15 protein-coding genes are annotated in these 14,490 nt (G+C 58.2%); 11 read left to right on the top strand and 4 right to left on the bottom strand.

What is annotated here, in order from left to right; genetic code table 11:
* Positions 1–66: 66 nt before the first annotated feature.
* A complete protein-coding gene (locus DYST_RS03395; protein WP_239952068.1) occupies positions 67–1,149 on the bottom strand; it encodes a phosphatidylinositol-specific phospholipase C1-like protein in 1,083 nt (360 codons plus the stop codon).
* 537 nt (positions 1,150–1,686) lie between these two features.
* On the opposite strand from DYST_RS03395, the gene DYST_RS03390 reads away from it, so the two are divergent.
* Entirely contained in the window at positions 1,687–2,868 is a 1,182-nt protein-coding gene (locus DYST_RS03390) for an alginate lyase family protein (protein ID WP_239950054.1), read from the top strand.
* Positions 2,869–3,235: 367 nt separating this feature from the next.
* Here DYST_RS03390 and DYST_RS03385 read toward each other — a convergent pair whose 3' ends face one another.
* On the bottom strand, positions 3,236–3,952 hold the full coding sequence (locus DYST_RS03385; protein WP_239950052.1) for a helix-turn-helix domain-containing protein: 717 nt from the start codon (positions 3,950–3,952) through the stop codon (positions 3,236–3,238).
* 201 nt (positions 3,953–4,153) lie between these two features.
* On the opposite strand from DYST_RS03385, the gene DYST_RS03380 reads away from it, so the two are divergent.
* From DYST_RS03380 to DYST_RS03340, 10 genes are all read left to right on the top strand, one after another.
* The gene (locus DYST_RS03380) at positions 4,154–4,324 is read left to right on the top strand and encodes a hypothetical protein (protein WP_239950051.1); all 171 of its coding nucleotides are present in this window, start codon (positions 4,154–4,156) and stop codon (positions 4,322–4,324) included.
* Between the two features lie 213 nt (positions 4,325–4,537).
* Positions 4,538–5,617, top strand: a complete 1,080-nt coding sequence (locus DYST_RS03375; RefSeq protein ID WP_239950050.1) for a replication initiation factor domain-containing protein — start codon at positions 4,538–4,540, stop codon at positions 5,615–5,617.
* On the top strand, positions 5,599–5,886 hold the full coding sequence (locus DYST_RS03370; protein ID WP_239950049.1) for a G5P family DNA-binding protein: 288 nt from the start codon (positions 5,599–5,601) through the stop codon (positions 5,884–5,886). The genes DYST_RS03375 and DYST_RS03370 overlap by 19 nt, the downstream gene beginning before the upstream one ends.
* A gap of 213 nt (positions 5,887–6,099) precedes the next feature.
* The gene (locus tag DYST_RS03365) at positions 6,100–6,321 is read left to right on the top strand and encodes a major capsid protein (RefSeq protein WP_239950047.1); all 222 of its coding nucleotides are present in this window, start codon (positions 6,100–6,102) and stop codon (positions 6,319–6,321) included.
* Between the two features lie 924 nt (positions 6,322–7,245).
* Positions 7,246–7,824, top strand: a complete 579-nt coding sequence (locus DYST_RS03360) for a hypothetical protein (RefSeq protein WP_239950045.1) — start codon at positions 7,246–7,248, stop codon at positions 7,822–7,824.
* Positions 7,824–8,117, top strand: coding sequence for a DUF2523 family protein (locus tag DYST_RS03355; protein ID WP_239950044.1), 294 nt, complete (start codon positions 7,824–7,826; stop codon positions 8,115–8,117). Before DYST_RS03360 ends, DYST_RS03355 begins: the two co-directional genes overlap by 1 nt.
* Positions 8,118–8,127: 10 nt before the next feature.
* Complete coding sequence (locus DYST_RS03350; RefSeq protein ID WP_275666923.1) at positions 8,128–9,315, top strand: zonular occludens toxin domain-containing protein; 1,188 nt, start codon at positions 8,128–8,130, stop codon at positions 9,313–9,315.
* A gap of 856 nt (positions 9,316–10,171) precedes the next feature.
* Positions 10,172–10,927 carry a VC1465 family Xer recombination activation factor gene (locus DYST_RS03345; protein ID WP_275666922.1) on the top strand — a complete coding sequence of 252 codons (756 nt, stop codon included), beginning with the start codon at positions 10,172–10,174 and terminating at the stop codon, positions 10,925–10,927.
* The gene (locus tag DYST_RS24260; RefSeq protein ID WP_428993955.1) at positions 10,927–11,271 is read left to right on the top strand and encodes an SEC-C metal-binding domain-containing protein; all 345 of its coding nucleotides are present in this window, start codon (positions 10,927–10,929) and stop codon (positions 11,269–11,271) included. Before DYST_RS03345 ends, DYST_RS24260 begins: the two co-directional genes overlap by 1 nt.
* A 98-nt stretch (positions 11,272–11,369) precedes the next feature.
* Entirely contained in the window at positions 11,370–11,603 is a 234-nt protein-coding gene (locus tag DYST_RS03340; RefSeq protein ID WP_239950038.1) for a hypothetical protein, read from the top strand.
* A gap of 1,092 nt (positions 11,604–12,695) precedes the next feature.
* Here the strand turns inward: DYST_RS03340 and DYST_RS03335 are convergent.
* Together DYST_RS03335 and DYST_RS03330 are read right to left on the bottom strand one after the other, a co-directional pair.
* Positions 12,696–12,959 (bottom strand): hypothetical protein, encoded by a 264-nt coding sequence (locus DYST_RS03335; RefSeq protein ID WP_239950036.1) that lies wholly within the window; start codon positions 12,957–12,959, stop codon positions 12,696–12,698.
* A 273-nt stretch (positions 12,960–13,232) separates the two neighbouring features.
* Positions 13,233–14,363, bottom strand: a complete 1,131-nt coding sequence (locus DYST_RS03330; protein WP_239950034.1) for a PIN domain-containing protein — start codon at positions 14,361–14,363, stop codon at positions 13,233–13,235.
* Positions 14,364–14,490: the final 127 nt, after the last annotated feature.

Genomic DNA, 14,490 nt, shown 5'->3' with positions numbered 1-14,490 from the left:
CTGGGATAACCCGTTCAGTCCGGGCTTCAACCAAGGAAGTGGGTGATTGGCATCACCAGCTGTCGCCTATTGCGATAGGTCGACCCCAATGCAGTGCGCCTCGTTGATCTGCGGATTGCAGCGAGCGCGTGCATGACCAGGAAAGCTCACCATATAGCCGGAGGCGGCCGGCTCATGATCGGGATAGTCCGTGCTTAGCAGCTGTGCGCCACTGGAGAACATGGCATCCCGACGTGTCGTGTCGTTACGCGCCGGCTCCTTGAGGTTGGCGTCGGTGCGGGTTCGCACCAGATAGCCCGCCTTCACCAGCTTGGTGATCTCCTCGGCGCTTCCGTCGTTGAGCTCAGTAAAGGCAGCATCGTCATCGCCTGGCGCGGCATTGGTGAACAGCACTCGGTTGCGAAGCGAGGGGTGCCCCGTCAGGTACGCCGGGCCTACCGAACGTTGATCGAGCAGGAAGATCACCTTGCCGCGCGCCTCTGAGAGGTGCGGCCAGCCGTGCGCGAGAATGGCGCTATTAAGCGTGGTTGCATCGCCGCGAACATCATCGGGGCTTAGATACTCGTGGCGATCGAATACCGAGCGGATCTCGGCATCCAGCGCGTCGAGCGCCGCGGTATTGAACGGCTCCGGCTGCACGGTAGGGAAGGGCATCTTCAGTGGCGACTCTTCAGTCTCCAGCAAGATGAACACGGGCAGATGGCCGGGGTGCGCCTTTGACCAGGCGCGTACTTCACGCAAACACGCGACCAGCGGCTCGCAATTGCTGCGCTGATCCATGTCCTGAATATGCATGACCTTGAACCCGGGTTTCTGCATGATCTTCGGATCGGCGAACGGGGTATCCGCAGGTAAACCCGCCTTGGCTACTTCGTTGACGACCGCCGGACGGGCGTATCGGCCGCCCTTCGCATCACCCCAGATATCGAGTTCGATCTGTCGCACGCCGTCATCGAGCTGCTGGGTCAGCGCCGGGTGCGTGTAGTCGAGAATGGCGAACATGTCGGGCGCCACGCGCTTCCATATGGCAGCTTCGCCGGCAGCCAATCCAGCGTGGTAACTGTTGTGGCTACCGATGTACTGCAGTTGATTCAGGCGAAGGTCGTGTTGATCCGTCATCGCCGCACAGGACGCCGATGCTGCAAGCATCAGCAGAAAAAGGCGTCGTGATCCGCGCATCGTCGCGGAGCGCGGTGGTGCGCCGTGGTGTTGTCGATGCGTCGGAAAAAAATGCTGAATTTTGAGCATGGCAACCTCTCGCCGGCACGATCATGGGGTGACGGACAGTTCGCGCGAATCGCAAAATGTCATCGAGTTAAATCGATCCAAATTGTCGGTGAGGATTCTTATCCGATAGTGTGTCCAGGTGGTGACGGTGGCGTGAATTGCCGTCCGAAGTTTGGACGTCTATACGGACGTCTTGTAACGGAAATGTATTGCGCGAGGCAGGGGCGGCATGGAGTACCCCGTCACCGTGCGACACGAAGAGTCTTCTGCAAGCTTCGCGTAGGCGTCGCCAAGGGCAGGGGGTAGATTCATGGAGGAGTTGCGCTCAGTCATCGCTTTGACTTCGGGCGGACATGCGCTCCAATTTATGCTTGCCGCGATCGCTGCAGTGAAAGGCCTGCTCAACCTTGATGGCGTACTTTCTGTAGAGGCGAGCCTTTTCACTCGGAGTTAGACACGTTGAACGTTCTATTCAAAAGCCTGGGCTATTCCATCGGCATGTCGGTCGCACTGGCATTGATCGCGCCGGCGGTGATGGCGAGTTCGTTCGTTCATCCGGGTGCCTTGCATACCCAGGCCGATCTCGACCGCATGAAGGCTCAGGTGGCGCAAAGCGCGCAGCCTTGGACGGATGGCTGGGATGTGCTGATCAAGAATTCCCATGCGTCACTGAAGTGGACCGCGAACCCCCAAGCCATTGTCTATCGTGGCTATGACGGCACTCATCGGGAGAACTATGCAGCGCTATTCAACGACGCCGCGGCTGCGTATGCGCTTGCCCTACGCTGGAAGGTGAGTGGTGACGACGCCTATGCCGACAAGGCCATCGCCATTCTGGACGCGTGGTCTAAGACCTTGACCGGGATCGACGGCACATCCGACAAGTTTCTGGCATCAGGCATTTACGGCTACCAGCTCGCCAACGCGGCGGAGATCATGCGCAGTTACAAGCGCTGGCCGGAGCAGGATGTCGCTCGCTTCAAGACCATGATGCTCAACGTCTTCTACCCGATGAACCATCAGTTTCTGGTGCATCACAACGGCCAGAAGATCGATCACTACTGGGCCAACTGGGATCTCGCCAACATGTCGTCCATGTTGGCCATCGGCATTCTGACGGATCGCCACGATATCTACGACGAGGCCGTCGAGTATTTCAAGCACGGCGCAGGCAATGGGGCCATCGAACACTTCGTGTGGAAGATCTACCCTGATGGCCTTGGGCAGACTCAGGAAAGCGGGCGCGACCAGGGGCACAGTACCCTCGACGTGGCGCTATTGGGTGCGTTCTGCCAGATGGCCTGGAATCAGCACGACGACCTTTTCGGCTATGACGACAATCGCGCACTCAAGGGCGTGGAATACATCGCCAAATACAACCTCGGGCAAGACGTTCCTTACACGACCTATAGCAACAGCGATGTAACGCAGCCAATCATCTCAAGTGGCGGGCGCGGCGATATCCGCCCGGTGTGGGAGCTGTTCTACAACCACTACGTGGTGCTCAAAGGACTGGACGCTCCTTATCTCCGCATGGCCGCCGAGAAAGTGCGCCCCGAAGGTGGTGGCGGCGACTACGGCCCCAACAGCGGCGGATTCGACCAACTTGGATATGGCACGCTGACTTATACGTTGAAGTAGCGGCAAATACGATGCGTTGGCACCAAGCTGTTTGAGTGTCTCAACCAACTACCGATTGCCAGCCAACGCAGCGCGTGATTCGGATACACAGTGGAAGGGCAGTGCGGTTGCTAACGACTACACGCCGCCCCTAGTTGCCGCATGGCCCGGTTCGTTCGGATTGGCGTCCAGCCCACTGGTTCGGGCTTCTCAACCCTCCCGCCAAACCCGCTTTTGCTACCCTGGCCGGAAAGGACAGGGAAATGTCATGCGCAGGATTGACGTGCTGAATTACACGCTGGCTGCCGTCTTGGTGGCCGCGAGCGTGCCGGTGTATCAGTTCATCCTTGAGCAGCGCAGCGTTGCTGACGATAGTCGCCCAGATCGATTACCTGTGCCCGTCGCCGTGGCGTGTACTCCGCCTCTGAGGCACGGTCCGCATCCTGCACTGGTTCAACAGGTTGAGTGCCGCAATGGCGTTCTTTATTGGCATGCGGACGTAGGGGTAAAGCCAGTTGAGGCGATGAATCATTTTCCGGACGCTGGGCGATGCGAGATTCATCTCGCGACACCCGAAGAAGCTCGCCGGGTGTCCAGCGCCAGCCCTTCGGATCAGTGAGCCATTTGCCACGTACACGCCATCCGGCCCAAGGGCCGGTGAGGTCGTATCTATGGTGGGTGCGATTTCGCGAACGGTGACGGCCCAGACGCTCGGGGCGCAAAGCAGGTCCATACGCGATTTTACATAATATACAGAGTCGGCTGATTTCGCGAAATTGCCGGCCTCTGCGCGAGCGGTGGAGTGGGGGCCAAAGACGCCCACTGTCAGCGTGATCGCCGCAGCCATTTGAGCAAGTCGAAGCCAGACCTTTTTGTCTGCGTCGGTGCGGCATCGCTCCGATTCGATCAGCGGCAACCATTTCGCTAATGACTCGCCCGTCGCCTTGCACATGTCTGCAATGGCTTCGGCGTTGGGGTGCGACTTCTCGTTCAACCACATGCTTACCGTGGGCTGTTTCACGCCCAGCTTGTCAGCGATGGCCTGATTCGTTTTTAGCGATAGGCGTTGTCGATAGATACCGAGCAACTGATTGGAACTATTCATTGTAGAGGCCCTTTACATTCACCCTGTAGAGGGACTCTACTACGCCTCATTGTAGAGAGTCTCTATATTCGTTGAAGGGGCACAAATGGACGTTCTGGGCTACGCCTGTGTTGCTGTAGCGGCCTTCTGGGTCGGCTACCTCGTTCGATCCCTTCGCGATCTCGCCGCCCGTCAGGCGGCCACTCTGAGCGGGGTGACGGCGTGAACCGCATCCTGCAAGCCGACGTGGTCCTCACCCTCAGTGCCGAGCAGGCTGAAGGCTTGCTCAAGCTCTGTGAGCAGTCCAAGCAGGAATTCTTGTGGACCGAAAAGATGTGCATCGGCTTCGTCGCGCTGCGTGATCAGTGCGCCAAGCAGGGCGTGCAGCTGTGAGCCGGCTGACGTCGCACGTTTGCGTGCTGTTCTTCTGGATCGCGGTCGCGATGTTGATGCGCGCCGCTGTGCGTTGGGGCTTTCACGCGCTGGGGGTGTCCCTGTGACGCGCGCTGGTGTCTCGGATTTCTTCTGGCGTGTCGTGTCGCGCCAGTATTTCTGGTTCTTCGTGGGCGTGGTGATCGCTTGCGTCGCTGCAAGGTGGGTCGGCTGATGCGCCGCCCTGAAGAAGCTTTCGACTTTCCCTCGGTCCGGGCGCGCGAAAGTGTAGCGAGTGAAAAGGGCCCGGGAACTAACAGGGGCCAAAAGGGTAGGGTGACCGGCTTCGCTGTCGGAATCGACTGGCTCACGGCCACCTTTCCCCTGGCCCGTCTCGAAGAATGCTCTGTTACTGACCTCACGCAGGTTGCCGATTTCATTTTCGGTGGCTCTGCGATGTTGAAGGTCATGCGGCCTACCGGCCGTAAGTTCCAGTTCTACGACAACTACTGCGTGATCCTTGATCGTGAAGGCGAACTGGCTGGCCGAATTTGTTTCGGCGGCAATAACGACACGATGCAGGTCGAGCTCACGGGCACGGGTTGCCATTGGGTGCAGAACTGGTCGCATGTGCATTTTCAGCTTGAAATTCTTTGCGCGCGTATCACGCATTGCGACGTTGCGGTTGATGATTTCGCTGGCGTCGCTGTGGGTATTCACCAGTTGAATGACGCCGCGCGCTCCGGCGCATTCGCCGGGCAGGGAAGGCCGCCCAAGACACGTTTCGAGGATGATCACGGCCATGGCACCGGCTGCTCTGTCTATGTCGGTAGTCGCAATCACAAGCAATTTTGCGGCTATGAGAAAGGCAAGCAGCTGAAGGATGAAACCTCGCCATGGGTGCGCTTTGAGGTGCGGTTCTACGCGAAGCACTTCGGGAAAGAAAACGAGTTCGGTGAACTTCCAAGTCGCGGTGTTCCCCTGGACATCCTGCTGCATCCGTTGCGGTTTTTTCGCGGCGCGTATGAATACCTCGCTGACCTTTGCGAGCGTATCGGCCTGACTGATGCGACGAACAAGTTGCTCGTGGTGAAGGCCAAAGTCGAGGCCACCGCTAACGCGATGGTGAAGTGGTTGCGCACTCAGGTTGGTCCGTCTCTTCGCGTTATTCGTGACGCGCTGGGAGAGGACGCCTGGGAGTACGTCGATAAAAACGTGACGCGGGAAGGGCGGCCTTCGCGTTGGAAGTCTATTGGTGCCGCCGATCAACTCAATCAACTCGTGAGGCAACAACTATGCCCCGTATCAATGTGAAGGACACGAACGTCCATGAGCGCACCTTCAATGGCAAAGATGGCAAGCCGCAGATCATTCGCGAACAGCGCGCTGCGCTCGATCTCGGCGACGGCTATGAACTTCCGTTCCGTGTCGGCCTCGGTTCTGGCCCCGTCTATTCGGTGGGCGCTTACGACGTCTCTCCGGAGTCGTTCTCCCTCGGTCGTTTCGGGGATTTGGAGCTGTCCCGTTATCTGAAGTTGGTGATGGTGAAGCCGACCGGCGCGGTCGCTCCGAAAGCGGCGTGATTTAAGGGGGGATGACGGTGCAGAGCGTTTATCTGTCTTGCGTGCAATTCGACACTGATGGCGTGACGTGCACGCAAACGCAGTGGGTAGAAGCGCCGTCGTTCCTCCCAAGTTTGAGCCTCGGTGATGGGGCTCCTATAGGCTTCGCAATTCTGACCTGCTGGTGCGCGGCCTATATGTCCAGAGCTCTCCGGCAGGGTGGAGGAAATTGACATGTTGAAGTTCGTGAAGAATGTCCGCTTTGGCGCGGAGAAGGTGGCTGTGGCGGCCGGTGGCCTGCTGATGTCTGGCTTTGCGATGGCGGATGCTTCTGCTGATCCGACCACGACGATTACCGGCACGCTGGCGACGTACGCCACTGACGTGGGCCTTATCGCGGTGGCCGTGCTGACCATCGTGTACGGCAAGAAGCTGGTGTCGTACCTCCGCGTCTAACGCGGTTTCGGTGTGCGGGGTGCAATGCCCCGCATGCCTTTTCGGAGGCGTCGTGGACATTTCTGGTTACTACGTGATTGTTGCGCTACTGGGGGCTGGGTGGATACTTTTCGCGCCGTCGTCCGACGACTGATTTTTTGCGTGTTCTCGCTCGCGCTTGCGTCGGTCGCTATGCCATGTCTCGCTGACTCGTGCATGACGCGGGGTGCGGCGATGTCCGCTTGTCAGGCCGATATTGTTGGTTCTCCCTCGCTGGGCTGCTACGACCCAGGCCCTCAGACGAATGGAACCGGCGCTGTTTTGGAATATTTTGTTCCGAACGTGACCAACGTTGGTGCAACTTTTTCGTACTGTGCTGGGCCACCAACACCGAACGTCTGCCAAGCTAACGCACCGCACGCGAACCAATGGAGGCCAGGGAAGATTCTCAACTCGTACCAGACGGATCAGGCTGTCGTTGATCCTTCGAGCGGCAAGACGGTGATGTGTCGTATGGCGTTGAGTCCGACGACTCCGCCTATGGCTAATAGCAGCGGTGAGTGGTTCACTTTTATTAACCTTGCCCCTGTCGGTGCCAGCGCGGACGGTCAGCCGTTGACAGCGGGTCAGGTAGCGGATGCCAATGGCAACCCGGTTGTTCCGCCGCCTCCGCCGCTTCCTGCGTCTGCTTCGTCAGTGGCGTCTTCAGCGGCGCCACAGATTTGCGGCGGTGTCAGTTGCTATAACCCGAACACGGGTGATGCGTGTGCTCTCGTGAACGGTGCTCAGGTCTGTATTAAGGGTCCTACGTCGCCCGGGCAGCAGGGCGGTAATTGCGCTGTGATGGGCGACGGTTCCTTGTGTATGGGCAATCCCGCGCCGTCGCCCCCGCCTAACGTGGTGGCTGATCCTGCCACCGCTATTAAGGGCAGTGACAACTATACGATGGCCGACCCAACTACCGGTGCTAACGCCAATCAGACGGTGAACGTGTATGCCGGTGCGGGTGGCACGGTTTCTAGTGGTCAGAAGACCGGTGACATTGGGCCGGCTCCCTCGAGTAGCGCGGGCGGTAACGGCGGAAGCGTCAACGGCGGTCAGGATTGCAACACGCCGCCGGCGTGCTCTGGTGACGCGGTGAACTGCGGCATTGTTCGTCAGCAGTGGTATTCGATGTGTTCCGCCAAGACGAGTTCGGATGCGCTGTACAAAGCCGTTGCGGGCGATGGCAATGGCCCTCCCACGTTTGCGAGTGATAGCACGAAGTACGGGCAGAGCGCCGTCTGGGTGCAGCCAGACACGTCGCAGAACGGCACGGTGGGCGGCCAAGCGAATTCTGGCACGTACGATCAGAGTGGTTTTGGCTACGCGCGTACTTGCCCGTTACAGGACATGTCGCTGTCATCCGTTCCGTTTCTTGTGAAATTTTCCATCGGTTGCGACGTTCTCACGTACTTCGGCTATGGCTTGGTGGCGTTCGCGCTGTTCGCTGCGGCGTGCATCACGGCGGGGAGTAATCAGTAATGCCTGCACTCGTCGCATGGATTGGTGAAATGTTGTTGTCGGTGGTCGGTCAACTCGCGATCACGGCGTTGGTCTCTGTGGGCATAGGATTTGCGGCTAACGCGGGCGTATCGGCGATCATCGATAGCTCAAGCATTCGTTCGATGATGGGTGCCGCTGGTCCGTTGTTGGGCTGGGTGGCGATTCTTCGTATCGATCAGTGCATCACCATTGTTTTGAGCGCCTGGGCTGGTCGCAAGATCACGGATGCGGCAAAGGTCCGGTTGACCGCCAATACTGGCAAGACGAAGTAGGGGATAGGGTATGCCGGTTTCATTGTTTACGGGTCTTCCTGGCTCAGGCAAGACCGCGTCGCTGGTGAAGCGCATTACCGAGCTGCTCGAAAAAGAGCCCGGGCGGCCTATTTTCCAGTACGGCATCAACGGGCTGAAGGAAGGCCTTGCGATTACTCTTACTGAGGAAATGTTGCACAAGTGGTGGGAGCTTCCGGCAGGCTCCATCATCTGCCTGGACGAGTGCCAGGAGGACGGTTCGCACCCCGGCACCATCTGTCTGATGCCGAAAGACAATGGACGTCCATCTGAGTGGGTGCAGCGCATTACCAAGGTCCGCCACTACGGTATGGACTTCCTGTTGACTACACAGCACCCGGCCAATATGAGTGCCTACGTGCGTCGCTTGGTGGATAGCCACGTGCATTCGGTGATGCGTGCCAAGGGCGTTCGGCAGACGTTCTCCTGGATGCGTTGCATTGACGATCCGGACTCTCGTCGCGAGAAGAAAGTGGCCGAAATGTCGTTCGCGCCGCTGCCCAAAGAGGTCTTTGAGCTTTACAAGTCGAGTTCGCTCCATACGATGAAGGTGAAAACGCCTCGCATCGTGTATATCGGAGGTGCGTTGGTTCTAACTGCCGTCGCGCTCGCGATCATTATTCCGTACCGCATCCACAAGCACACCGAGCCCGTGAAGCCTGTTGTTGCGGGAGGCTCTTCGGCCGATGCTGTCGCTGCCCAGGACGTCGCGCTGAGGCAGTCGGATTACGTGAAGTGGATGAAGCCGCGTGTTGCCGGGGTGCCTTGGACCGCGCCGGCTTTCGATACGCAGACTGTGAAGTCCGAGCCGCGCTTGTTCTGCATTGCGGTCGATGACGGCCGCTGCACGTGCCTGACGGAGCAGGGTACGCATTACGAGGTCGAGGCCAATATGTGCCGCACTGTCGCGCGCGAGGGCATCTACAACCCGTTTGTGGCGGCTGTGGGCGCCGATCAGTCCTATTCGCCGTCGGACAGTCAGTCCAGGGGCTCGCCCCGTCAGACAGCGGCTTCGCCGCCTGACGGGCGAGCCCCGCTCCCTGGCGGGATGATGGCGGGGGACGTGGCGTCCTCGCAGCTACCGCACGCCGAGCGTCAGACGGCTACTTCGTACACGCCTCCCGAGTATCACGCTTGGAACTCTGATCCGTTTGGCGGTGCCAACAAAGCGGGTCGTTAACCGCTTCTGCTGGACGCACGTCCGGTGACGCCTTGCTCGAGGAATTCATCGGACAAATCGGGCAGGTTTAACGGTTTCTCGATCGAGGTTCGATCACCCTCCCGCCAAACCCGCTTTTGCTACCCTGTTCTTACAGGACAGGGGATAGCCATGCGACAAGTGGACGTTGTGTTGAGCGTGCTCACGCTCGTGGCCGTGGGAATGGGTTTCGCTGCTTACCGGGCTTGGTATCCGGATCGGGATATTAGGGAGCCTGCCGCCGATAGTCGGCCAGCTGTACCACCTTCGCTCGGGCCCTTGGCTCCTGTCTTGGCTCGGGTGCGTGCGCAGCAGGCTGAGCAACAGGCCGGTCAACGGGCTTATGCGGAGTATCGTGCGTGTCAGGCTGCTCATAGTGCGTGCTGGTGGACGTATTGCAAGGATGGCGTCCTGTGGGTTCACGCGACGGGTTTTCCGGACGCTCAAATGGGCGGTGCTCGTCCGGGTGAGTTTGCTCGCTGTGACATTCATTTGGCGACGCCATCAGAAGCGCGGAAGGTGTCCAGCGCTGGCCCTTCGGACCGGTGAGCCATTTACCGCGTATTCGCCAGCCAGCCCATGGCCCGGTTAGATCGTGTCGGCAATACACGCGGTCTTGTAGCCACGTGGCGATTTCGCGGACGGTCACTGTCCAGCCGCTGGGGGCAGAAAGTGCCTGCTTGTGCGCGTCGAACGTCCAGTTAAACCGCATTCGCTGCTTCTTGCATGACCGGGATCATGCGAGAAGCAAGGCGCTTGCCAAGGCGGCGTAGGCGCATCAAGAATTTTACATAATATACATTATGCGAAGTCGGAGAAGCCTCGTAAGCGTCGCCCGGTGCGCCCCTGGTACGTCTCTGCCGAGGGTTTCCGGGCCCTTCGCCACAGCTGCTTTCTGAGTCGTGAGGCCTGCGCCAAGTTGCTTGGCGTGAGCGTCCGGACGGTCCGTCATTGGGATGCGGGTCGCAATCGGGTCCCGTGGTCCGTGGTTCGGCTGCTCCGGCTGCGTCGCCGTGGTGACATCGGTGCGCTACACGACGCCTGGGCGGGCTGGGTGCTCAACGAGCGGACTGCGGAGCTGGTCAGCCCCAACGGTTACAGCTTCCAGCCGGGCAAGCTTGAGGTGTGGCCGATCCTTTGTGAGCAGGCCCGTTTCTGGCGGGACGACTTCCGGCGGCGGTCCGCCGTCGAGCGACTGCAAGGAGCGTCCCCAGGTGCAGCCGTGCAGCATCCTACCGGCGAAAGCCTATCCTGCACCGCACTCGCTACGGCCGATCCTGTGGCCGAGACCCCTCCTCCGGCCACCGCTCTTTTCCTCCTGCCGGTTGCCGCTGCGTCCATCGATCCCTCGGTGGTCGCGGCGGCAGCTTTGGCATTGCCGGCACTGGCCAATGCTGGTGTTTTTCTCGCTGATCCCGCTATCCTGGCCGCGCAGTTTCCGGCGTTGGTGCAAGGCCAGCCCTCTACTATTGATAGCAATCTGCTATCACATTACCATCAGATTGGTGACTTTTCCCCGGCTGGATCGGGGATAAGCCATGCCTTAGGCCCAGACGCTAACAGGGGCCAAAAGACCTTTCCTGGAGAAAGCTGATGGCTGCTTCTACGACTCTCCGCCTCCCTGAGGCCCTCAAGGCCGATGCCGACGACTACGCATCTCGGGTTGGTGTGTCCCTCAATGCGCTCTGCCTCATCGCCCTGCGTGACTACCTGGACGCGAGGCGTGGGATTGCGCCGGTACGGCCAGGGCAACGGGAAGCGGCTTCGCCGCCCGATGCCCTGGCTGAGCCGGCGCAAAATGCGCGGGCGGAGGAAGTTCGTAGGGAGATGGAGAAGGCGCAGCAGCGCTCTGTGTTGTCCGTGCCCCGGGTCGGGGCCAATCAGCCGTGCCCGTGCGGCAGCGGTGAGAAATACAAGCGGTGTCACGGGAAACTCTGACGCCTGATTGAGGTGCGACACCCGGCCACGTTTCGAAGGCCTGACCGGGTGCCGCGATTGCAACAGCAACCGGGGCTTGAGCCCCAAGGAATGATCGCATGCGCAAGATGAGGAAGCACGCCAGCTTTACCGCCGATCACGCTATCCGGATGGCCCTCGGGGCTTACTACAACGCCCGTGCGGCTCGCCCCTTGGATGGGGCCGCCATGGTCGGCGCCTGGATGTTGGAGATCTCCCGCAAGCTCGCCGGAGATGACATAACGCGGGGCGACTACGCCGAGATAATCGGTCGCTGGAATGCCGAGCAGACCCCCCTTCAAAATCGGGTCTGATAATGAACAGTTTGCCGCCCTAGATAACCGCTCCCATAATGACATCACGTCGGGGGCGGAAAATGGCTGAGCGGCAGACCAAAGATATACATTATGCGAAATTCTTGATGGCTGGCATGGCTGTCGCAGTCCTCTTAATTCTGTCTGTCGCAGTCCTCTTAATTCTGTCGTTTGTCCGTTAATCGTGTCATGTCCGCTTATTCGGTCATCTTTTGACACCGTGCTATTTGATTGCAGCCATGAAAGTTGAACCACAACGACCGACAACTTGCGCCATGTGTGCCTAAAAACTTGGGGCGTCGCGTGTAATGGCCAGCAAGATTGGACCAACACCGTTGGACTGCCAACAATGCAGCGCCACTGCTTGCTGCCTTGAGGCTTGTTCTTCGCTGAGAAACCGCTGCCTCCACGGCAGAAACCCGAAGCAAATGGCCCTGACATAGAGTGACGTGCTTCCGCGCCAAGCGAGGCGATCATTCCGTGGCCCGTGTGGCTCCCGGGCGCCATGACCTGATGTTTCGATGGCGCCCGGCCTGACCGCTCGAACCATTTGCATGGCACTTTCGGCGTCGGCGGCTGCTTTAGTATCGAGAAGCTGCCAGATGCCCGTCATGGACACCGCTTGTTTCTTGCCGGGCGCAAAGGTCACTCCAATGGCGCTTCCTTTGTGGCCAATAGCAATCGTGGCAATGCAAAGAGGGGGACTTTGACTCGTACGTATAAGATTCAATGCCCCTACTCCTAAATTTTTTGACTACAGCCATCAAACATGGATCGCGGAGCAGCCCGGGAGGCAATCACGAGTCACGCTCAGTATTCGGCGGCACCCCAGTCACCGCAATCCAGGCTGCGCGAGTGTATAGCTCCATTTCGGCTGCGCAGACCGGTGTTGTTGATCAGTAGAACCAATCGGCGATGATCAGCCCATTGGCATCCTGACCAGTGCGAGGCCACCGGCCAGAATCGGCCATAAGCAGAAGTTGAACGCTGTAGTTAAGCGGCGGCGTAGCCGTCAGCCTTGAACGAAATGTTAGACGTCATTGGTAGGTCGAGGTTGGTTGAGCTCATGGCGTCAGAGCGGCGTCATGGCTTCTACTCCTGCAGTGCGGCGGTGAGCTTGTCGGCCCAATACTTATGAATCTGCTTGCCGTCGTATTCGTCAGCCTTCGGGTTATACGCACGAAGCTCAGCAATCACCTCGCGCACCTTGGCTGCGTCGATTGCATGGACTTCTGTATGGACTTCACTCCTAACAATTTCAAATGCCCTATTCATACTGTAAGTGCAAGCCGGTCCAACTACGGCCGCTACAGCACGCAGTCCAGCTTCGAGTTGCGTGTTGGTTAGAGTGCTCACAAATACTCCTTAAGCCGTGGGGCAGAGGCAATCATGGCCTTAGCCATGAGTCGGTAGCGATCATCTGAATCGCTGTAGTGCTTAACCCAGAGGCCATGAACGCTCAGAACCTCTATGTCGCCCTGGCGCGTGGTGCCAAAGGCCTGGTCGTGTGCGCATCCAGCCCAATTCTCTTTCCACATTGATTAACTATTTGGCGCTGATGTGCCCTTCAGTCAAGCCGGTGAATGAGGCTTAGGTCGTTCGGGTCAAGCCTTATTCGCAAAGACAAAACTAGACGTCAGAGTCATCGCTGTAGTCAAGTTCGACCTCACCAAGATCTACATCGATATGGCTTGCAGTCAGCTCGATGTCATCGAACTTAAGAGAAGGCTCGCCACTCTCAACTGAGACTTCTAAGGTCATCAATGTGTCGAACCATTGCGTCAGATCTCTGAGCACGCTCTCAGATCCAAGAACAACATAGTCTTTATCAACCGAGTCGTAGACGCTTAGAGATACGCTCGCTTCGACACTTATATCGACCTGGACTTCCCAACTGACAATCAGCCGACCTTCTTCGTTTCGTATGATGGAAAGATCCTCTGCTTTTAGATCACTCACATCAATAGATTTAACGATGACCTCAACCACTTCTGCTTCAGCATAGTGATAGCTGTGCGCATCAGCGCGTATATCCATACCCGAAATATTATCTTCAAGGCGTTGCTTGATGGATTCATAGCCGTCTCCTCTTATAAGCGCAGCTACTGCCCGCAGCAGCACAACGTCTGGATCTTGGGTGGCTACCAACAGCTCCTTGAGCGACACGCCCGTAAGCAACCGCTTACTAGATTCAGCGAACCTGTTCCAGCCGGCATCATCTGAAACGACGACAACAAAGCTGCCTTCTGCTTCGGCCCAAGACTCCAGTGCGCTCAGAGCGAACGCATCGGGAAATTCCGCCTTCTTCTTGGACTCGAACGGGGCTTCCAGATTGAAGTATCTATCGATAACCGTTGAGAGGCTGGCAAACTTTGCGACTTGGATTTCTAGTGCGTTCGTTCTATGAACGTAGCTAGTCAGCCTGTCTGAGGCCAGTTGTCGGTAATCTACGTCACCGGACGGTATTTGCTGTTCGATAGCTTCGGTGGTCAACCCATAGTTGCAGGCTAAACGCGCTGCTTTCCGCAAATCATTCAGCCCTTCGGGAAGCTTGTCTCTCAGGTGATTAACCACCTCAAACGCGACAACGTCCGGCATCACAAGCCGAATGCCGGATCGTGTGAGCGCTGGTACTTCAGCTAGCAAGCCTCGGTGAAACGCAAATTGTTGTTGCTCGTAAATGTTCGTGTCGATGCAGACAGCAACCGTCAGTTCAGACAGGATCAGTTCGCGAAGCTTTCCTTGATCAGTTTTAGCCATTTCCGTTGGTCTCTCTACTCATCATTGTTTTGCACGGCTACATTCTCTACGCGAGCGATATTCTCCGCCGCCGACATCGATCTCGAGTAGAGCAGTCTCAGGTAGCATTGCTTCACAACGTGCCTCA

Origin of the sequence: Dyella terrae (assembly GCF_022394535.1) — a bacterium.
In the GTDB taxonomy this organism is placed as follows: Bacteria; Pseudomonadota; Gammaproteobacteria; order Xanthomonadales; family Rhodanobacteraceae; genus Dyella.
Note: the sequence above shows the minus strand (reverse complement) of the source record. Positions and strands in the feature narration are given on the sequence as shown.